Here is a 20,002-nt window from a genome sequence, read left to right as displayed (position 1 = left end):
ATAGATGTAACTTGACAAGTATGAAGCCGCGACTGAAAGCCATATTTTATTCTTTCCCGGTTCAGCTCATCCTGCTTCATTTTAAGAAGTTCCAGGTGTTGCTGTTATTCTGGATGGTTTTATTTGGTGCCGTTAATGGAAGTTTTATGGCGGCATATGGCGTCAATTCCCTTTATCTCTCACCCGAATACCTTGGCAAGGTCAATACTGTAAGTGCAGGAATTGTTGGTGTTACTATTGGCATCTTCATTATGAGCTGGAACATTACCACCTTTATCCTTTTCAGCCGGCATTTCCGTTTTCTTGCTACTACCACCCGACCATTTTTAAAATACTGTATTAATAATGCAGTGATACCAGTTCTTTTCCTTGTTTTTTATTTTGTAAGGGCGGTAGATTTTGAAATCAACAAAGAACTCCTGGGCTGGGGCGAAGTGCTCATGCTGATTTCCGGATTTCTGATTGGGCTGGTCATTATAGTACTGATATCTTTCGGATATTTTTTTGGTGCTGATATTCATATTGCACGCAATATGATTAATCTCGACCCATCTCCACTTCCCTTTCACCGGGGACTGAAACCACATATAGTACTCAATAGTGGAGGAAGCAGGCTGATTAAAGTGACTACCTACTTAAGCGGCCGATTTGAGCCCCGGGCTGTAAGAAATGTTTCACACTATAGTAAGGACTTCCTGGAGAATATTTTTAATCGTCATCATTTTGCAGCTGTACTCTCCATATTCATAGCTTTCGTTTTCCTGATGGTAGTTGGTTTTCTGCTCGATTACGAAGTGTTCCAGTTGCCTGCTGCAGCTAGTATCACCTTGTTTCTGGCGATATTGGTTGCCGTAGTGGGGGCCTTTTCCTATTTCCTTCAAAGCTGGAGTGTACCCTTTGCCGTTATAGTGATACTGGTATTGAACTTTCTCTATCGTAACGGTATAATCGATCCAACTAATAAAGCATATGGTCTGGATTATGGCAAGTCCATTCCACGTGCAGCCTATGATCCTGAAAATCTCAGGCAACTGACCAGTCCCGCTAAAATCACTGCTGATAAGGCGGTTATGTTATCAGTACTTGAAAAATGGAAGGCAAAGCAGGGAGTAGAAAAACCCTATCTATATCTTGTGAATGTTAGTGGTGGAGGAACAAGAAGCGCCACGTTTACCATGGGAGTGATGCAAAAACTGGATAGTTTGAGTGGCGGACAATTCATGCAGCAAACCTTTATGATAACGGGAGCTTCTGGTGGCATGCTGGGGGCTGCTTATTTCAGGGCTTTGTCGCAGCAACGGGCATTGGGCAAGCCCATTGATCTGTTGGATAATAAATATGTTGATGATATTTCAAAAGATTTGTTGAATCCGATTTTTTCTTCCTTTGTTGCGCGCGACCTTGCAGCCCCCGCTCAGAAATTCAGGGTAGGGGATTATGAGTATGTGAAAGACAGGGCTTATTCTTTTGAACAGCAGCTTAACATAAATACGCGCTTCCTTCTCGATAAAGAATTGAGTGACCTTGCACTGGATGAACGCGAGGCTCGTATCCCATTGATGCTATTCAATTCTGTAATAACCCGTGATGGCAGGAAAATGCTGCTCAGTACACTGCCGGTTAGTTTTTTGATGCGGCCCGGGGGCGATACAAGTATGCATGATGCAGCCGATCCGGATGCTATTGATTTTGCTGCCCTCTTTGCAAAGCAGGATCCCATGAACCTTCGGTTACTCACGGCGCTTAGGATGAATGCCACATTTCCTTACGTTCTCCCCAACGTATGGTTGCCAACTGAACCAAAGATCGACGTTATGGATGCCGGCTTGAGAGATAACTATGGAATGGAACTGGCATTGCGATTCACATTTGTATTCCGCGAGTGGATACAGAATAATACAAGTGGAGTAGTATTGTTACAGATCAATGACAGAAAGGGCGGCGGCTGGGAGTATCCATTTGAATCTAAAGACATTTCGGAGATCGTTACAAAACCTATGCTTCTGTTACAATACAACTGGTACAAGATGCAACAGTATAATCAATTCGATAATCTTAGCTATACTGCTGCAATGATGGGAGGGAAGCTGCAACGGGTAAGTTTCCAATATTTGCCCGAAAAAGAAGACATGAAAGCAGCCCTTAATTTTCATCTTACTCAAAGGGAGAAACAGGACATACGCAATGCGTTGGGCAATACTTATAACAGGGAAAGCTTTCGAATCTTCCAGGGCCTTGTTAAGCATGATTCCGCTGGTATGCAGTTATCAGAAAAATGACCTTGATTTTATTTAGCTTATGACGGGTTGTATAAGCGAAAAACAACGAGGCAGAACTTTAATATTCAGGTATTCACAGGTTTCTTTTGGTTCTCCATCAATATGCAAGGGTGCACCGTCGCGATTGCGAAGTTGAAGTTTTGGAGTCTGGAAATACTGAATAGTTCCTTCTGCTTCTTCTTTTACCCCGGTAAATTGTCCTGCACTCACCTGTTGTATGAGTGCGAATGGAAGTATGGCCTTATTCATCTTCGGAACTACAACAATATCAAGTAACCCATCATTCAGGCTTGCCTTGGGGGCAATGGTGAACTGGTTTCCAAACTGGTTACTATTGGCAATGCTTATGAAAAATGCATCTGTCTGGATTACATGGTCATTTACAACCAGGTCAAAATGATAGGAGTTGGCGGTAAAAAAATTCTTAAGTGTTTGCTGTGTATATGTTAATAATCCACGGGAAGGTTGTTGTGCAAAATCATGTGCCACTTTAGCATCAAAACCAAGCCCGCATAGCATACAGGCAAACTGATCATTCACCATGAATGCATCAATGTATCTGGCCTTGCCTGAAAAGGCAAGTTCAATGGCTTTATTTATTGATTTTGGTATTCCCGCAGAATAAGCAAGTCCATTTCCCGAACCAAGTGGAATGATACCAAACCGTACATTCATATTTCTAAGATTATCCACTACCTGGTTCACCGTACCATCACCACCGCATATCACTACGTCTGTATAGTTCTCTTCTTCAATCTTTTGACGTACAAACTGGTAATCACCACCGTCTACTGTTGGTAGTATTATGGCATGCGCACCTGCCAGGGCAGCACCCTTTAATATTTTATCACCCAGATCGGTTTTAGGCTTAGTACCTGAAATAGGGTTGACGAGGAAAATAAATTTTTTATCTGCAATGGTTGTTGGCATTGGCATTCTTATTGGCCCCAACAAAGCTAGGGGATTCGGTTTTCTATGATATGTTTAAATTCTGCTTTGCTGATGGCAAAAACAGTACCATGCCTTGCGCCTTCTGGAAATTGTAATCTATCAGAACTGTCGGTCCAGTTCACCAGGTTGTTGGATTCAAGCAGGCCATAAGATTTCTGGGTATATTTATCGAAGTAAAGCAGCCACCTGTTATTAAATTTTACGGCAGTGGGTCCTTCGGCCCAGTATTTTCCGGTTATCGGTGCAGTAGGGGATGAAAATCCTCCATCGGCACGCGGGCTCCTTGCAATACGGATATTTTTTTGCGCATCAGGCTTCAGGGTTTCATCCTTCAGGAACATCACATATTCATTGTTGTTGCGTACGATACTTGCATCGATCACATTAAAACCTTTATCGTAAAGAATTTTGGCCTTGCTGAATGTTTTAAAATCTTTGGTGCTTACCTGGTATATACGATGGTTATGATCACCCTGCTTTTCTGTTTCCGGAAATCGGCCTTTGATTGTTGTTGACCAGTAAATCATATAATGCTTTTTATCTGCATCAAAGAGAATTTCAGGAGCCCAGCAATTCTCTGCAGCCGGCTCATGGGCCATAACCGGAATGAACTTTTGTTCCGACCAGTTCAAAAGGTCAGTTGAACTTGCATAGCCAATCCCTTTATCCTTCCAGCTCACTGTCCACACCATATGAAAGCGGCCATCCGGTCCCTTGGTGATGCATGGATCGCGCATAAGTTTATCACCAGCAACCTTTGGCTGCAGGAAGGAGCTGTCGTTCTTTAACGATATCCATTTATAACCATCAGCACTGGCGGCAAAATGTAACCCGTCTTCTCCATTGCCTTTGAAGTAAGCAAATAACAACACACTGTCCGATTGATTGAAATCAGACAGATCTGAGTTTGCAGTCTTACTTCTTACTGTACGTACACCAAACACTCTCCCGGCAGTTTTCCCATAATTGGATTCTATTCGAATTTTGATTACGGTTTTATTAGCAAGTAAATCTTTAGGAAGCGTATACTCCCGGTCATAAAATTTACCTGTTGTTCCACCAGTTAATGTTGCTGTATGAATAAGTTTACCATCAGCAACGATATCAAATTTCCTGTCGCGGTCATCACCCAGGTATGTTAGCATTAAATTATTTTGAATGGCAGGATCAACTTTGATATCAAAAGAGAAAAATCCACCGGCTCGCACCTCCCTTCCATTTATTCCAAGTGCATCACTTACATAGCTTTTTTCACTCGCCTGCAGGTTATGGTCTCGCTCGGGTTGCATCTCGCCAATGCGGAAAACATCAATGGTGCGCTCTGCAATGCTTTGTTGTCTTTTCTTTTCGGCTTCATATTCGGCCTGCCTGGCTGTCCAATCGGCTGGCGTGAAAAAATCCCAATACACCGAATAGTACTCTTTATACATTTTGAAAAAGGGAATGAGTTCAACGTCTTTGGGCTTACCTACGCCATTGAGAGTAAAATGCAAAGGCTTACCGGCTACAGGTTGTATCCAATTATTGACATTTTTATCAGCTGTGAGCAATACCGGTGATCCAAAAACAGGGTCCGGCATTTCTGTTCCCAGGTTACCTGCAAGCACGAGGGGGCCATACATTAAAGCGATCCTGTCCTTATTATCCGGCATGCTTTGAGTATGGAGAAATTTAGGCAACCCTAGGGTAACCCGATCCTTATTTTTCCATTTGCGGTGTATAGTAATAAAGCCGCTGGAATCTGTAATAATTTCTGTGGGAATATTATTGATGTGGAGCACTGCATTTTTTACCCAATAAGGTTTGCGGATTCGTAAAGTGAAACTTTTGGCAGTTTTTGTTTCAATTATAAATTGCAGGCTGTCAGATTCTGGAAAATTATGCTCTTGTATGAGCTTTATCTTTTTCTCCCTCCAGTTTAATACCGAAGGTATGAAGAGATTCACAAATAGGCTGCCATCTGCACCATTATAGTAAATACCCTCTCCGTATTTGCTATGGTTTTCCATACCACTTCCCACACAGCAGGTAAATGATTGCAGTGAATCAGAGAATTGTTTTTTTGTTCCCATGCGCAATGGCACGAAATAGCACATCATTCCGGTTTCCGGATTCTGTGATGCCAATATATGATTGTAAAGAGCACGTTCGTAATAGTCGCCCATCTCAGCTGATGGTTGCATGCTGAACAGACTTCTGGTAAGCTTCAGCATATTATAGGTATTACAGGTTTCTGAAGTGTTATCACTAAGCCTGTCATTGAGTTTTCCAGCCTCTCCGCAATACTCATAATTGCTATTACCACCAATTACATAACTGTGATTGTTCACCATGGTACTCCAGAAAAAGTTTGCAATTGTCTTATCACCTTTTCTTCCACCAAACATATACTGCGTGGCACTGCCTATCGCTTTGGGCACATTGGTATTACTGTGTTTGCCCGGCATTGGATCGATCTCCTTTGAAAGAGGCTCCATAACGAAATCATCATAGAATTTATAGGAACGATCCAGGTGTTTTTTATTTCCTGTGATACCATAGAGCTGAGCAAGTACATCATTCATCCCACCAAATTCACAACGAAGCATTTTCTGCAATTGCGATTCGTTGAGTCCTTTCAGAATATTTGCTGTCCAGTCGCTCATCCCCTCTGCAATTGCTAATGCTTTTATATTGCCGGTATACAGGTATGCATCTACCAACCCACTCATTAATTTATGTACTACATACCAGGGCGCCCAAAGGCCGTTAAGGTCAAATCCTCCTGACCTTATATCTCCATCCGCAACCTTTCTCCAGGCGCTGTCTTCGCCGGGCATGGCGCCAACAAAGCCCGTGCCTCTTGCCTGTTGGCAGCGACCGAGCTCACTAATTATATAGTCTACCCGCTTTTTGTATTCCTCCTTTCCAGTTGATGCGTACATCATACTGATAGCCGAGAGATAATGGCCAAGCGTATGACCGGAAAGGCCTTCCGTCTCCCATCCACTGTAAACCGCTGCTTTGGGGGAGAGGCCGGCATTCAGATGAAATCGGTGCAAAAGCCTGTCGGGCTCCAGGAAAAGAAGATAGCCCGCATCCTGTTGCATGGCATGATAAAATGGACTTCCTTCCTTTAGCTTAACATCTCTAAGGTCAAATCCATATGCTTTAATAGGCACAACTGGTTTCACCATGTATCGACTATCATTCTTAACGGGGATATATGATTGGGCCTTGAGGTTGGCTGCCACCAGAAACAAGGCAAGAGGTATAATTATTCTTTTCATACTTCTGTTATAGGTGTCTGACACATGTTCGGAGGACGTTAGAACATGTGTTCGAACATATCACGAACATGTGTCAGACACTATGTAATGATCAGAGAACCTGGAAGCCATAAGCATAGGGATCATCTGAAGGATCGATGGTTATTGTATTGTATCCGTAAATACGTGCCCACCCTTCGATACCTGGCCTGATAGCAGGCTTACCAGCTATACTTGTTTCTTCTTCGATGGTTCCGGTGAAAGTTGATCCGATTATACTTTCATGTACAAACCGATCCCCCTTCTTCAATTTACCTTTCGTGTACCATTGGGCCATTCTTGCGGAGGTACCTGTACCGCATGGGCTTCGGTCAATTGCCTTATCGCCATAAAATACTGCATTGCGAGCAGTTGAAGCCCGGTTTAACACGGCTCCGGTCCACAATATATGCGAGCAGCCATTGATTGTTGGGTCCTCAGGATGAACAAATTCATATTTTTCGTTTATACGTTCCCGTAAAGTACGAGCCATTGAGATGAGTTTATCGGCAGTATAATGTTCCAATCCGGCAAAATTTTTCTGGGTATCTACAATGGCATAGAAATTCCCTCCATAAGAAACATCAATGACCAGTTCGCCGAGCCCGGGACAATCAACAGTAAGTTCAGTCGCTGCAAGATATGCAGGTACATTTGTCAGTTTAACTGATCTGACCTTGTTTCCTTCCTGCTTATATTCAATATTGATCAACCCTGCCGGTGCTTCCATCCTGATTATCCCAGCTGTCTTCGGAATGATTAGCCCTTCCTCCACAGCTATAGTTATTGTACCAATAGTACCGTGGCCACACATAGGCAGGCAGCCACTGGTTTCAATAAAAAGTACGGCAACATCATTATCGGGGTCATGTGGCGGATAGAGTATCGATCCACTCATCATGTCATGTCCGCGTGGTTCAAACATAAGCCCCTTGCGGATCCAGTCGAACTCTCCCAGGAAATGCTGCCTCTTTTCACTCATCGAATTTCCCTTAAGTACGGGCCCTCCTCCGGCAACAAGACGAACCGGATTTCCACAGGTGTGCGCGTCGATACAAAAAAAAGTCTTTTTCATTATTGCTTGAATAAACAGAAGTTAATTTACCTTAATCTGCCCGTTTAGAAATATCCGGGAGCATTCTTTATTCAATTTGAAAATTATAAATATGGCTTCATTTTCATGGTCTGGTGTATTTCCGGCTCTGCTAACCCCTTTTGATAAAGAGGAAAACCTTGATCTTACACTTTTCGAAACCAACCTGAAGGCGCAGATTGAGGCTGGGGTAGATGGTGTTATTATTGGCGGCTCACTTGGTGAGGCAAGTACGTTATTGAATGAAGAAAAAAAGGAATTGCTGCTCTATGCAAGAAATATAGTGCCTGCTGGTTTTCCTGTTCTGGTGAACATTGCCGAGCAACGCACCAGGGATGCCGTGAATCTGGCAATGGATGCAGAAGCCTCCGGTGCCAGCGGACTTATGCTGCTTCCACCTATGCGTTACCGGTCTGATGATGCAGAAACAGTCGCCTTCTTCAGGGCCGTGGCAGCAAGCACTTCCCTTCCCACCATGATCTATAATAATCCGGTGGATTATAAGATTGATGTAACCCTTGATATGTTTGAAGAATTATCTGCCCACGATAATATCCAGGCGGTAAAAGAATCTACCCGTGATATAACGAATATAACAAGGATGATTAACCGCTTTGATAAACGTTTCAGTATATTATGTGGTGTAGATACAATTGCACTTGAAGCACTGGTGTCAGGTGCTGATGGGTGGGTAGCGGGATTAACAGATGCATTCCCAAGGGAAACAGTAGCTATTTTCCGCCTGGTTAAAGCTGGAAAAATAAAAGAAGCACTCGATATTTATCGATGGTTCATGCCATTGCTTGAGCTCGACATACATCCCAAACTGGTGCAATATATTAAGCTTGCAGCAGCCTCTACCGGAATCGGTTCAGAATATGTGAGGGCGCCCCGTCAAATACTTCATGGCGATGAGCGTATTAGGGTGCAGCATATCATTGATAAGGCACTTGGCAACCGTCCTCTACTTCCCGATTACATGAACCTTTAAACAGAGGGCAGTTTATATCCATTATGGTATTGTGCCTTCAATAACTTATTGGCCGAAGCAGAATCAAACTTTTGTTTTTTGTGATCCCATTGAAGTTTTTCACCTGTGCGGAAGGCAATATTGCCCAACTGGCATACCTGTGCAGTATGCGAACCTTGCTGAATAGATGTGTTTAGTAAACCCGGATCACTTGCTTTAATGGCACTTACAAAATTCTGCATGTGTTTTTCGAGTGAACCACCCTGGTCCTTTTGTAAAGCTACAGGTTCCATTTTTCCTTTCTCTGCACTTACATACCATCCTTCCCTGTTAAGGACCAATGTGCCGTTGTTACCTATGAAAGCAGTTCCGTGTGTAAGTCCATATGGACCAAGATCAATTCCCGTGGCATGTTCCCATACCATGTTAAATTTATCAAATTCAAAAACAGCAGCAAGCGTATCAGGCGTTTCGGATGCATCATCGGGGTAGGCCATCTTACCACCGGAGGCCATAACCTGGTTCGGAAATCCTGCTTTCATTCCCAATAATGCATAATCTACCATATGCACTCCCCAGTCTGTCATAAGTCCCCCTGCATAATCCCAAAACCACCTAAAGTTGAAATGAAATCTGTTGCTGTTGAAAGGCCTTTGGGTGGCTGGTCCAAGCCAACGGGTATAGTCAACTCCGGGAGGTACACTTCCATCTGATTTGATGGGAACTGGTTTCATCCAACCCATATATGCCCATGACTTTACTGTTCTGATATTTCCCAGCTGACCGCTATGAACAAATTTAATGGCATCCTGGAAGTGGGGAGCACTTCGCTGCCACTGCCCCACCTGTACTATAGATTTATACCTTTGCTGCGCTGCCTCCATTACCAGGCATTCTTCCACCGAGTTGCCACATGGTTTTTCAACATAAACATATTTACCTGCTGCGCAGGCATCAACCATCTGTATGCAATGCCAGTGATCGGGCGTGCCAATAATTACAATATGTACATCCTTATTTTCCAGTAGCTTCCGGTGATCAGAATAGGTCTTCACCGGCATATTGAGCTTTTCGAGTTCTGCCACCCTTCGCCTGATCACATTTTCATCAATATCACAAATCGCTATGCATTTTGTTCCCGGGATCTTGAGTAAAGCAGTAAGGTTACTCCATCCCATTCCATTGGCACCAATTAGTCCGATATTCAGTTGGTCGGATGAACCGGTTCTGGATTGGCCTATCGTAAATATATCATTAGCGAAAGCTGGGAGCGCTGTTGTTCCTAAAAGTAAGGCACCGGAATTGCGCAGAAAATTGCGACGTGGGTTTGGCATAGCTTAGTTTATTTATCCAATTGACACTTAATTTACATACAATATCAATAAGGAAGGAAAATGTATATAAGTTTTATAAATGTCATTCGTACATTTATATTGATTTCTGAATTTACAAAGCATGTCATATGAAGAAGCCGTGTACGATATTATTGATGTTTTTATCTTTTGGAGGAGGTAAAATTTCAGCCCAGCAAAAAATAGGTGATTATCTCATACAGCCTGTAGACTTTACCCGTGTACATTTTACAGACCAGTTTTGGGCACCCAAGATAGAAGTGAACCGGACCATTACCATTCCTTATACTTTGCAGAAGATTCGTGAAACAGGGAGAATTGATAATTTCCTCAAAGCCGCAGGAAAAATGCCTGTGGGAAAAATTACCGAATTCCCCTTTGATGATACGGATCTGTACAAAGTGATTGAAGGAGCCTCTTACTCGCTGCAGGTAAGGCCTGACGAGGCGCTCAACAGAACTCTTGACACGCTTATACAGATCATAGGCGACGCACAGGAGCCGGATGGTTATCTATATACTTTCAGGACCATGAAACCGGAAAAACTACATCCATGGATCAGTGTGAACCGCTGGGAGAAGGATCCAGACCTAAGCCACGAACTCTATAATTCCGGCCATTTATATGAAGCGGCAGTAGCTCATTACCTTGCAACAGGTAAAAGATCATTATTGAAAATAGCCCTTAAGAATGCCGATCTGCTGGTTAAGGATTTCGGTCCGGGTAAAGCAGCATTTTTTCCAGGTCACCAGGTAGTGGAAATGGGCCTTGCGCGACTCTACCGTGTAACAGGAAAGAAAGAATACCTCGACCTGGCTAAGTTTTTTCTTGACATAAGAGGTGATGGAAAAATCAAGGGAGCCGAATATAGCCAGAGCCACAAAATGGTGACGGACCAGCATGAAGCAGTTGGCCATGCTGTAAGAGCTGCATATATGTATACGGGAATGGCTGATGTGGCAGCACTTACAGGCAACCGCAAATATGTTAATGCCATCAATGATATCTGGAAAGATGTTATAGACCATAAGCTCTACCTCACAGGAGGAATTGGTGCTACCGGTAATGGGGAAGCATTTGGTGATGCATACCATCTCCCTAATATGTCGGCCTATGCAGAAACATGTGCATCAATTGCCAATGTATACTGGAACAGTAGAATGTTCCTGATGAATGGTGACGCTAAATATATTGATGTTCTGGAAAGGATATTGTACAATGGATTGCTATCCGGTGTTTCATTGAGTGGAGATAAATTCTTTTATCCCAACCCACTTGCTTCCATGGGCCAGCACCAGCGGAGTGAATGGTTCAGCTGCGCCTGCTGCATTTCCAATATGACCCGATTCATGCCCTCCATCCCCGGTTATGTATATGCACAAAAAGAAAATGATCTCTACGTGAATCTCTATGTTGCCAATACAGCTACTATTGAATTGCCAGCAGGCAAAGTTTCACTAGAGCAGCAGACCAACTATCCCTGGGATGGTCAGGTGAAAATCAAGGTTAAACCTGAAAAAGAAAGTAGCTCCTTTGCACTTTTTGTAAGGATTCCCGGCTGGGCAAGTCAGGATGCGGTGCCGGGCAATCTATATACATTTCTTGACCAGCAGAAACGCCCGATACCCATCCGTATAAATGGTAAGTTGGTAGAATATAAAATTGAAAATGGATATGTGAAGCTCAATCGTGAATGGCGAAACGGTGATGTGGTTGAACTACTGTTGCCAATGGAGATCGAGAAAGTACTGGCTCATTCAGCAGTTAAAGACGACAATGATCGTTATGCAATACAAAGAGGGCCGCTTGTTTATTGCCTTGAGGGAACGGATAATAAAGACAGTGCAGTACTTAATATCGTCATAGATAAAGAGGCAACTTTTGAAAATGCATTCAAGCCAGGATTCCTGAATGGGGTGATGGTGCTCACAGCAAATGGGACGGCAACAAAGCGACAAATTGACTCTGACCAGTTGTTGCGATCTACCCAAACGGTTATGGCAATTCCATATTATGCCTGGAATAATCGTGGTGCGGCAGAGATGCAGGTTTGGATTCCCTTCAATGAATCGGCTGCCAGACCTAAGCCTGCACCCAGCATAGCTACTAAAAGCAAATCCAGCAGCTCAGTAAGTAATCCCCGCATGTTGCGCACACTGAATGATCAGTATGAACCTCAAAACTCACAGGATCATAATGGGGGATACCTTCATTGGTGGCCGAGGCAAAATACAACAGAATGGGTACAGTATGATTTTGACAGCACCTATACCATAACCGAGTCAACTGTATATTGGTTTGATGACGAACCTTTTGGCGGATGCAGAATCCCCAGATCTTATAAGCTGCTTTTTCAGCAAAATGGAAAATGGTTGCCTGTTGAAATGGTAAGAATGGATTCAATCCGTAAGGATGCATATAACAGCATATACTTCAAACCTGTGCGTACCAACGCCCTGCGCATGGAGATACAATTACCGGAAGCACACTCATCGGGCATTCATGAATGGATCATTAAATAGTTAGTATTACCAACGGAGCAATGCACTAGCCCAGGTAAATCCACTGCCGAAGGCAGCAAGGCAAACAAGGTCGCCTTCTTTGATCTTACCCTTTTCCCATGCCTCGCAAAGTGCTATCGGAACTGAAGCTGCTGTGGTATTACCATATTGCTGGATATTATTATATACCTGGTCATCACGGAGCCCGAGTTTTTGTTGTACAAATTGTGCAATTCGAAGATTGGCCTGGTGAGGTATCAGCATAGAAATATCAGAGGCATTCAGCTTATTGGCAGTAAGAGACTCCATTATTACTTCCGGAAACTTTACCACCGCTTTCTTAAATACTGAAGGCCCATCCATAAAGGGGAAATTCTGTGCATTGTCAATCATCTCATGGCTCATAAACATTTCTGCGATAGGAGCATCCTTGAAATCGGCATAATGTCCCCAATGATTTGCATGTGTACCTGGATTATACATGGCAAGTATCTCTGCACCTTCACCATCACTATGCAGATGAGTGCTTAGGATACCACGGTCTTCCTCTTCTGTTGGTTGCAATACTACCGCCCCGGCACCATCACCAAAAATGACAGAGATGTTCCGGCCACGGGTGGAGAAGTCGAGACCAAAAGAATGCTTCTCACTTCCAACAACCAGGATATTTTTATATGTTCCGGTCCGGATAAACTGGTCTGCTACCGATAATGCATAAACGAATCCACTGCACTGGTTGCGTATGTCGAGAGCCCCGATCTCTTTCATCTTCATGGCCCTTTGTAACAATACACCGCAGCCCGGGAAATAATAATCGGGTGAGAGAGTTGCAAAAACGATGAAATCAATATCCTGTGGGGTGATGCCAGCACGTTCAATAGCGATCGAAGCTGCTTCTACAGCCATGGTAGTGGTTGTTTCGCCCGTGCGATCTGCATAACGCCGCTCAATAATTCCAGTTCTTTCCTGGATCCATTCATCACTGGTATCCATATATTTTTTCAGATCATCATTAGTGACAATATTCCTGGGCACATACATCCCTATACCTGAAATTTTTGAACGCAACATGGCAAGCAGTTTAGTCTTCAAAAATATAGAGTATTTTCATAGCATCATGATCATTCAGAGGATATGGAGAAACAATGAGTTGCTGGCCTGGGTCAGTGCCTTGTTATGGCTGTATTTTATGGTTGATCCCGGTCAGCAACAACCAGGTTATTGCCCCTTTCACTGGCTGGGCCTTGATCAATGTCCGGGTTGTGGAATTGGCCGTAGCATCCATGCTGCCATGCATCTCCAATGGAAAGTTTCATGGAACTATCACTGGATGGGCATTCCCGCGCTAATTATTATATTACATCGCATTTATTCACTAATACAACCAACAACAAAACATCTTATTCATGCAAAATTATCTGGCGGGACTGACTGACCTGCAGCCCGAAGAAATGGCAGGTATCAATGAATTAACCAAAAACATGACCGCCTCACAGCAACAGCAATTCTTCATGTTATACCAGGGCAAGCGCAAAAAGCCCCAGGATATCTTGTTGCTTACATGCCTTGGTTTCATCGTTATTGCCGGTGTTCAAAGGTTTGTTATCGGCCAGGTTGGCATGGGTTTACTATACTTGTTTACCGGTGGACTCTGTTTGATAGGAACCATCGTTGATGTTGTCAATTATAAGAAGCTGGCAACAGATTATAATCTGGAGCAGATGTATGAAGCATCAAGAATGGTAGTTTAAAACATTGATTAGTTTTTAATAACAGTTGACTTAAGAAAATCTTCTATCTCTCTTTCTACTCCCGCAGCATCTTTTGATTTGAACGGAGAGGCAATTACATGGTCGCCGGTTCCTGGCATAGGAACCTCGCGTTTCATGGAATTGGGAGTTGACACCTGCCGGAACATTTCACGCATAGCAGAGACCTTTACCACCGGGTCCTGGTTTTCTTCATCTTTATAATAGTAGAGAAGGAGCAGGGGCTGGGTGATTTTTGTAAAGGTCTCTTTGTTCATGCTGGTTTCTAACATCTCTTCCAGCGCTACAGTGGCCTCAAGTCTGTATGGACTGTTCCAGTATTTTTTATACTCTTCTCTTTTATCTGAGGACTCCCGGTACCGGCTACCCGTAACCGCAGTTGCCAGCTCTAATCCCCAGGGATTATTCAACAGCCATGCATTCGGATCATTAATGGCAATATTGGGAGATAGTAGTATCAGCGCATGAACATCACCGGGATAGGTTGCTGCAAGCTGAAGTGCATTGGTACCGCCGGTAGATGTGCCCATAAGAATAACCTTCCTGCCCAGCTGCTTTCCAATTACAAGTGCTTCTTTAGCTGATTCCCAATATTTATCAGCATTGAGATTAACAAGGGGGTCAATAGTATCTATTCCATGTTCTGCAAGCCTGGCAAGAAAGAGATTGGCACCAAACTTCCTGGCGATATTGGTATGTGTTGGAGCACCTTCAAATTGCGAGGCACTGAATCCATGCAGGTATACAATTGAATATTCGGTTGGCTGCTTCAGCGAATCGTTGTTCCATATTATTCTTGCATGGTTATCAGGTTTCAAACGATGGCGGCTTTCGTGCTCATTCAGATACTTCTCCAGGTCTGCGGCTACACCAGGAATAACAGGTAAGGTGGTTTTGTATTCAGGTGTTGAAGGAGATGGCCCTGCGATATAGGCGATAATCATCACTAAGGGTAAAGCAAGCAACCATTTCTTTTGCATAGAAGGAAATCATTTGTACTCCAAACTACGAATTGTAAACGCATGGTAAATCGCTTTTTGAAAAAATAAAGCAAGATGTTGGCGGCCTATGAATCTCTTATCGGCAATAAACTTGTTAAATTCGGATAAACCCTCAAAACTACATGCGCCAGATAGCCCCCCGTTTCCTCGCCCTTGACGTATTCAGAGGCATGACCGTTTGCTTCATGATCATTGTCAATACCCCAGGCAATTATGAAACAACACTGGCTCCCCTGCTGCATGCAAACTGGCATGGGTTCACCCCTACTGACCTTGTATTTCCATCCTTCCTCTTTGCCGTAGGAAATGCAATGGCATTTGTATCTCCTAAATGGGAAGGAATGCCGCAATCTGCTGTTCTAACGAAAATTCTCAAACGGACTGCTATTATATTTCTGCTTGGTTATCTCATGTATTGGTTTCCCTTTGTGCGATGGGATGGCAATCAATTTTCTGCTTTCCCTTTTTCCGAAACAAGGGTATTTGGTGTGTTGCAGCGGATCGCACTCTGCTATGGAATCACAGGACTGTTAATTTATTACCTGAAACCCAAAGCCACATACATCATTGCCATAATATTGTTATTGCTGTATTGGTTTCTGCTGGTGCAATTCGGATCTGGAACCGACCCCTATAGTCTGGAAGGGAATGCCGTTTTGCGTCTTGACAAGTGGCTCATTGGTGAAAAGCATATGTATCATGGCGATGGAATTGCCTTTGACCCGGAAGGACTACTTGGAACTTTGTCCGCCATAGGTAATGTTGTTTTTGGATTCTGGGCGGGGGATCTGGTAAGAAAGAAAGGACAGGTTTGGGAAACAGTTGCAAAGCTGCTGCTGGCTGCAGCCCTCTTTCTTTTAGTTTCCTATTGCTGGGATCCCTTCTTCCCCATCAATAAAAAACTATGGACCAGCTCCTACGTCATGCTAACTGTTGGGATTGACCTGGCATTGCTGGCTGTTCTTATGTATATTATAGAATTCCGAAAGCATACTGGCTGGACCAGTTTTTTTACTGTCTTCGGCAAGAATCCGCTCTTTATTTACCTCCTTTCGGAAGTTATTGCCATCCTTCTTTGGTTCTTTAAAACCAGTGATGGCAAACCCTATTACAACCATTTATATGACAAGATATTTAGTCATATGGGTCCATATACCGGATCCCTGGCTTTTGCTCTTTTCATTATGATGGTCTGCTGGCTGGTGGGCTGGTGGATGGACAGGAAGAAGATTTATGTGAGGGTTTAAAAATGGCCAGATTTCGGTCTTATATAACAAATTCTTTATTCAATACTGCTTGCCAGCCCGGCATTTTGGCTTACCTTTGCGCGCCCTTAGGGCTTTGGTTGAATGGTGGCCCCATCTAACCATTTAATCTTCAAGTAATTAGAAAATGGATATCAGAAATATAGCAATCATTGCACACGTTGACCACGGTAAGACTACCCTGGTTGACCGCATCCTTCACACTACCAAGGTGTTCCGCGAAAACCAGGATACAGGTGACCTGATCATGGATAGTAACGACCTTGAGCGTGAAAGAGGCATTACCATCTTTAGTAAGAACGCTGCCGTTATTTACAAAGATGTGAAAATCAACGTAATTGACACCCCTGGTCACGCCGACTTTGGCGGTGAGGTAGAACGTGTTCTGAAAATGGCTGATGGGGTTATCCTCCTTGTAGATGCCTTTGAAGGACCAATGCCACAAACCAGGTTCGTGTTGCAGAAAGCCTTACAGCTTAACCTGCACCCAATTGTTGTGATCAACAAAGTAGATAAGCCAAACTGTCGCCCCGATGAGGTGCATGATGCTGTATTCGACCTTTTCTTTAACCTTGACGCTACCGAAGAGCAGCTCAACTTCCCTACCTTCTATGGTAGTGGAAAAAATGGCTGGTTCAATGACAGCCTCACGCAGAGTGAAGATATCACTCCACTCATGGATGGCATCCTCAAATATGTACCTGAGCCAAAAGTTGAGGCCGGTCCGCTTCAGATGCAGATCACTTCACTCGATTATTCCTCCTTCCTTGGCAGGATCGCCATTGGAAAAGTAGCACGTGGAAGCATAAAAGAAAACCAGCCCATCGCCCTCATGCAGGCTGATGGTACTTTCAAAAAGCAGCGCGTTCGTGAACTCTATGTTTTTGAAGGCATGGGCAAGCGTAAGGTAACAGAGGTTCTTGCCGGTGATCTTTGTGCTGTTGTGGGATTGGAAGATTTCAATATCGGCGATACCATTTCTGACCAGGAAACAATGGAAGCATTGCCCGTTATCAGTGTGGATGAACCAACCATGAACATGCTATTCAGCATCAACAACTCACCTTTCTTTGGTAAGGATGGTAAATTTGTTACCTCCCGTCACCTCCGTGACCGCCTGATGAAAGAAACAGAAAAGAACCTCGCATTGCGTGTGTTCGATACCGATAGTGGAGATAGCTTCCAGGTTTATGGTCGCGGTATTCTCCACCTTGGCGTATTGATCGAAACCATGCGTCGTGAAGGATATGAACTCACCGTTGGTCAGCCACAGGTTATTCTTAAAATGATCGATGGCAAAAAATGCGAGCCTTTTGAATTACTGGTTGTTGATGTACCGCAGGAGTTTGCTTCTAAGGTAATTGACCTTGTTACCCGTCGTAAAGGTGAAATGCATGTGATGGAAACCAAGGGTGATATGCAACACCTTGAATTTGAAATACCTTCCCGCGGACTAATCGGTCTTCGTACCCAGATGCTTACGGCAACAACAGGTGAGGCGGTAATGAACCACCGTTTCATTGAATACAAGCCATGGAAGGGACCAATACCTGGTCGTAACAATGGTGTGTTGATCTCTAAGAATACTGAAAAGACAACCGGATATTCCATTGATAAACTTCAGGATCGCGGAACTTTCTTCGTTGATCCGGGAGAGGATGTATACGCCGGACAAATCGTTGCGGAGAATATCAAACCCGGCGATCTTGTAGTAAACGTTACGGAGCCTAAAAAGCTTACCAACCACCGTGCGAGCGGAAGTGATGATGCAACAAGAATTGCACCCAAAACACAGCTCAGCCTTGAAGAATGTATGGAGTACATCCAGCATGATGAGTGTATCGAGGTAACGCCAATCAATATCCGTATGCGTAAGATCTATCTCGATGAGAATGATCGTAACCGCATCCAGAAAATGGCGAAGACGGAAGAGGTTGGGTAATTAGGTGTCTGACTATAAAACTGAAGTCGCTGTGAGCAATCGCAGCGGCTTTTTATTTAAGCTACTACTAGCCCTTCTGAAAGGTCCAAAGCTGGAGTCCGCTAACCGGCTCTACAAGTTCGCGCAGTATTCGGAAACCCAGGTGTTGATAAAATGAGACATTAGCTGGTTGGGCCGTTTCGAGATAAACCGGAATACCGTCAGCGGCCGCCTGTTCCAAAACCGGATCAAGTAAGATCCTCCCGTAACCCTTACCCTGGTGAACCGGGTCAACCCCTATTACCATTGTGTACCAGTGCGGCATCGGGATATCCTCTTTGTGAAACGTCTCCACAAATGCAATTGCATTAAAGAAGCGATTCATCTCTTCTGTCCCAACCTCTTCCGGAAGTTTATCGAGCCCTGCCGCAACCGCCATCTCCGGACTGCCGTCAGTTTCACCCGGTCGCAACCAAACCACAGCGCCGCCAATGTCATCAGTTGTATATACATCCCCAAACAGGTATCCATAATTAAGTATCGACTTGAAATGGATTGGAGATTTTTCTCGGTTATCCTTTTCCTCCGGAAAAACATAACGCTGAAGGGGATCCATGAAGAATGCATTAGCTAACGATAATGATGCCGCTTCCAATTCCTCTTCTTTAATTTTTCTTATGTTCATATTTGATATATGCGTCTGACGCCTGTCACGACATACGTCAGATGGGGTTCAAAAAGGGTACATCAGCCAGCCTGCCGGCACCTGCCAAAGGGCAGTATCACGGAGGAAAATATATGTCAGCTGTCCAGCCAAAAAGATCGAAAGAATGATCAGGGAGTGACGGTATTTATTCCCTAGTTTCCTGTCGTAATTCAGCATTAGCAAAACAACGAAATCAATGATGAGGAATGAAGTAATATAATAGAGGTAGTCCCAGTACCCGCCTTCAATTCCTATTAACCAATAAAGCAAACGATCAAGCGTTGGACCAATAATAAGCATAGCGGTAGCGATCATATATTTGGCATGAATGATAGCTTTTCGCCTGAAATAAACAGCAAGGGGATAAAAGAGAAGGAACCCCCCAAAATATATAAATGGGAGGCCCAGGTTCTTTCTTGCCACCTCAATGGGTTGTGTTGAAAGCTGTGATTGATAGGTATAACGGATCATCAGGAAGGTTGCTAATAAAAGCACCGGAACAAGGAAGTAACTAAACCTTCCAACTTTACGATGTAGATCGAATCGCCTTTTTTTTATCAGGATAGGCTGCAATATTATTACACCCACCCAAACCATCATTAACGCAGCATGTAAATGAATGATGGAGGCCCTTGGCCTAAAGAGTACTGCAAAATAAGTGGGGTAGAATCCTGCAAACATCAATATAGCAAGAGGCATAAACCAATACCCGATATTCAGATAGATGTTTGCAGAACGTTTCATTTTGGAGGCTTTAAGGTCTATAGGTGGCGGCAACCTAAGTATAGTAATATATGAAAATTATTTATAAACTATATTGCCTGTCATTACCCCATTAAGCCAGGCCAGTGCTTGTTGTCTTCAACAATCGCTTTTCAATTGGCTTGCAACCCGTAATTTTGAACAA

15 protein-coding genes are annotated in these 20,002 nt (G+C 43.7%); 7 read left to right on the top strand and 8 right to left on the bottom strand.

All coding sequences use genetic code 11. The annotated features are described in order from the left end of the window. Positions 1-20: 20 nt before the first annotated feature. The gene (locus V6M43_RS13100; protein WP_332735949.1) at positions 21-2,279 is read left to right on the top strand and encodes a patatin-like phospholipase family protein; all 2,259 of its coding nucleotides are present in this window, start codon (positions 21-23) and stop codon (positions 2,277-2,279) included. Positions 2,280-2,291: 12 nt separating this feature from the next. Here the strand turns inward: V6M43_RS13100 and V6M43_RS13095 are convergent, their stop codons facing one another. The 3 genes from V6M43_RS13095 to V6M43_RS13085 form a co-directional block, all read right to left on the bottom strand. Then, positions 2,292-3,209, bottom strand: a complete 918-nt coding sequence (locus V6M43_RS13095; RefSeq protein ID WP_332735947.1) for a diacylglycerol/lipid kinase family protein — start codon at positions 3,207-3,209, stop codon at positions 2,292-2,294. A 26-nt stretch (positions 3,210-3,235) separates the two neighbouring features. Next, the gene (locus V6M43_RS13090) at positions 3,236-6,499 is read right to left on the bottom strand and encodes a beta-L-arabinofuranosidase domain-containing protein (RefSeq protein ID WP_332735945.1); all 3,264 of its coding nucleotides are present in this window, start codon (positions 6,497-6,499) and stop codon (positions 3,236-3,238) included. Positions 6,500-6,590: 91 nt separating this feature from the next. Then, positions 6,591-7,592 carry a 4-hydroxyproline epimerase gene (locus tag V6M43_RS13085; RefSeq protein ID WP_332735944.1) on the bottom strand — a complete coding sequence of 334 codons (1,002 nt, stop codon included), beginning with the start codon at positions 7,590-7,592 and terminating at the stop codon, positions 6,591-6,593. Positions 7,593-7,683: 91 nt separating this feature from the next. Here V6M43_RS13085 and V6M43_RS13080 point away from each other — a divergent pair, with 91 nt between their 5' ends. Continuing rightward, the gene (locus V6M43_RS13080; protein WP_332735942.1) at positions 7,684-8,601 is read left to right on the top strand and encodes a dihydrodipicolinate synthase family protein; all 918 of its coding nucleotides are present in this window, start codon (positions 7,684-7,686) and stop codon (positions 8,599-8,601) included. Here V6M43_RS13080 and V6M43_RS13075 read toward each other — a convergent pair. Further along, complete coding sequence (locus tag V6M43_RS13075; protein ID WP_332735940.1) at positions 8,598-9,914, bottom strand: Gfo/Idh/MocA family protein; 1,317 nt, start codon at positions 9,912-9,914, stop codon at positions 8,598-8,600. The genes V6M43_RS13080 and V6M43_RS13075 overlap by 4 nt on opposite strands. Positions 9,915-10,042: 128 nt before the next feature. Between V6M43_RS13075 and V6M43_RS13070 the strand changes: the two genes are divergently transcribed. Further along, entirely contained in the window at positions 10,043-12,454 is a 2,412-nt protein-coding gene (locus V6M43_RS13070; protein WP_332735938.1) for a glycoside hydrolase family 127 protein, read from the top strand. Positions 12,455-12,460: 6 nt separating this feature from the next. Here V6M43_RS13070 and V6M43_RS13065 read toward each other — a convergent pair whose 3' ends face one another. Then, positions 12,461-13,504, bottom strand: a complete 1,044-nt coding sequence (locus V6M43_RS13065) for a 3-oxoacyl-ACP synthase III family protein (protein ID WP_332735936.1) — start codon at positions 13,502-13,504, stop codon at positions 12,461-12,463. A 46-nt stretch (positions 13,505-13,550) separates the two neighbouring features. Between V6M43_RS13065 and V6M43_RS13060 the strand changes: the two genes are divergently transcribed. Together V6M43_RS13060 and V6M43_RS13055 are read left to right on the top strand one after the other, a co-directional pair. Further along, positions 13,551-13,868, top strand: a complete 318-nt coding sequence (locus V6M43_RS13060) for a DUF2752 domain-containing protein (protein WP_332735934.1) — start codon at positions 13,551-13,553, stop codon at positions 13,866-13,868. Beyond that, complete coding sequence (locus V6M43_RS13055; RefSeq protein WP_039130664.1) at positions 13,840-14,184, top strand: NINE protein; 345 nt, start codon at positions 13,840-13,842, stop codon at positions 14,182-14,184. The genes V6M43_RS13060 and V6M43_RS13055 overlap by 29 nt, the downstream gene beginning before the upstream one ends. Before the next feature lie 8 nt (positions 14,185-14,192). Here V6M43_RS13055 and V6M43_RS13050 read toward each other — a convergent pair whose 3' ends face one another. Further along, positions 14,193-15,182 carry an alpha/beta hydrolase gene (locus V6M43_RS13050; protein ID WP_332735929.1) on the bottom strand — a complete coding sequence of 330 codons (990 nt, stop codon included), beginning with the start codon at positions 15,180-15,182 and terminating at the stop codon, positions 14,193-14,195. A 143-nt stretch (positions 15,183-15,325) separates the two neighbouring features. On the opposite strand from V6M43_RS13050, the gene V6M43_RS13045 reads away from it, so the two are divergent. Together V6M43_RS13045 and typA are read left to right on the top strand one after the other, a co-directional pair. Continuing rightward, positions 15,326-16,450 (top strand): acyltransferase family protein, encoded by a 1,125-nt coding sequence (locus V6M43_RS13045; protein WP_332735927.1) that lies wholly within the window; start codon positions 15,326-15,328, stop codon positions 16,448-16,450. A 145-nt stretch (positions 16,451-16,595) separates the two neighbouring features. Then, on the top strand, positions 16,596-18,410 hold the full coding sequence (gene typA, locus V6M43_RS13040; protein WP_332735925.1) for a translational GTPase TypA: 1,815 nt from the start codon (positions 16,596-16,598) through the stop codon (positions 18,408-18,410). 67 nt (positions 18,411-18,477) lie between these two features. Here typA and V6M43_RS13035 read toward each other — a convergent pair whose 3' ends face one another. Together V6M43_RS13035 and V6M43_RS13030 are read right to left on the bottom strand one after the other, a co-directional pair. Beyond that, entirely contained in the window at positions 18,478-19,074 is a 597-nt protein-coding gene (locus tag V6M43_RS13035) for a GNAT family N-acetyltransferase (protein WP_332735923.1), read from the bottom strand. A gap of 48 nt (positions 19,075-19,122) precedes the next feature. Then, positions 19,123-19,839, bottom strand: a complete 717-nt coding sequence (locus tag V6M43_RS13030; protein ID WP_332735921.1) for a hypothetical protein — start codon at positions 19,837-19,839, stop codon at positions 19,123-19,125. Positions 19,840-20,002 lie beyond the last annotated feature (163 nt).

The sequence above is a fragment of the Flavihumibacter sp. genome (assembly GCF_036676075.1).
Taxonomy (GTDB): Bacteria; Bacteroidota; Bacteroidia; order Chitinophagales; family Chitinophagaceae; genus Flavihumibacter.
This window is presented reverse-complemented; position numbering and strand designations above follow the sequence as displayed.

Excerpts from the sequence above, each read along its gene's own strand:
- V6M43_RS13100 (WP_332735949.1), top strand. The coding sequence starts at position 21 with ATGAAGCCGCGACTGAAAGCCATATTTTATTCTTTCCCGGTTCAGCTC.
- V6M43_RS13095 (WP_332735947.1), bottom strand. The coding sequence starts at position 3,209 with ATGCCAACAACCATTGCAGATAAAAAATTTATTTTCCTCGTCAACCCT.
- V6M43_RS13090 (WP_332735945.1), bottom strand. The coding sequence starts at position 6,499 with ATGAAAAGAATAATTATACCTCTTGCCTTGTTTCTGGTGGCAGCCAAC.
- V6M43_RS13085 (WP_332735944.1), bottom strand. The coding sequence starts at position 7,592 with ATGAAAAAGACTTTTTTTTGTATCGACGCGCACACCTGTGGAAATCCG.
- V6M43_RS13080 (WP_332735942.1), top strand. The coding sequence starts at position 7,684 with ATGGCTTCATTTTCATGGTCTGGTGTATTTCCGGCTCTGCTAACCCCT.
- V6M43_RS13075 (WP_332735940.1), bottom strand. The coding sequence starts at position 9,914 with ATGCCAAACCCACGTCGCAATTTTCTGCGCAATTCCGGTGCCTTACTT.
- V6M43_RS13070 (WP_332735938.1), top strand. The coding sequence starts at position 10,043 with ATGAAGAAGCCGTGTACGATATTATTGATGTTTTTATCTTTTGGAGGA.
- V6M43_RS13065 (WP_332735936.1), bottom strand. The coding sequence starts at position 13,504 with ATGTTGCGTTCAAAAATTTCAGGTATAGGGATGTATGTGCCCAGGAAT.
- V6M43_RS13060 (WP_332735934.1), top strand. The coding sequence starts at position 13,551 with ATGATCATTCAGAGGATATGGAGAAACAATGAGTTGCTGGCCTGGGTC.
- V6M43_RS13055 (WP_039130664.1), top strand. The coding sequence starts at position 13,840 with ATGCAAAATTATCTGGCGGGACTGACTGACCTGCAGCCCGAAGAAATG.
- V6M43_RS13050 (WP_332735929.1), bottom strand. The coding sequence starts at position 15,182 with ATGCAAAAGAAATGGTTGCTTGCTTTACCCTTAGTGATGATTATCGCC.
- V6M43_RS13045 (WP_332735927.1), top strand. The coding sequence starts at position 15,326 with ATGCGCCAGATAGCCCCCCGTTTCCTCGCCCTTGACGTATTCAGAGGC.
- typA (WP_332735925.1), top strand. The coding sequence starts at position 16,596 with ATGGATATCAGAAATATAGCAATCATTGCACACGTTGACCACGGTAAG.
- V6M43_RS13035 (WP_332735923.1), bottom strand. The coding sequence starts at position 19,074 with ATGAACATAAGAAAAATTAAAGAAGAGGAATTGGAAGCGGCATCATTA.
- V6M43_RS13030 (WP_332735921.1), bottom strand. The coding sequence starts at position 19,839 with ATGAAACGTTCTGCAAACATCTATCTGAATATCGGGTATTGGTTTATG.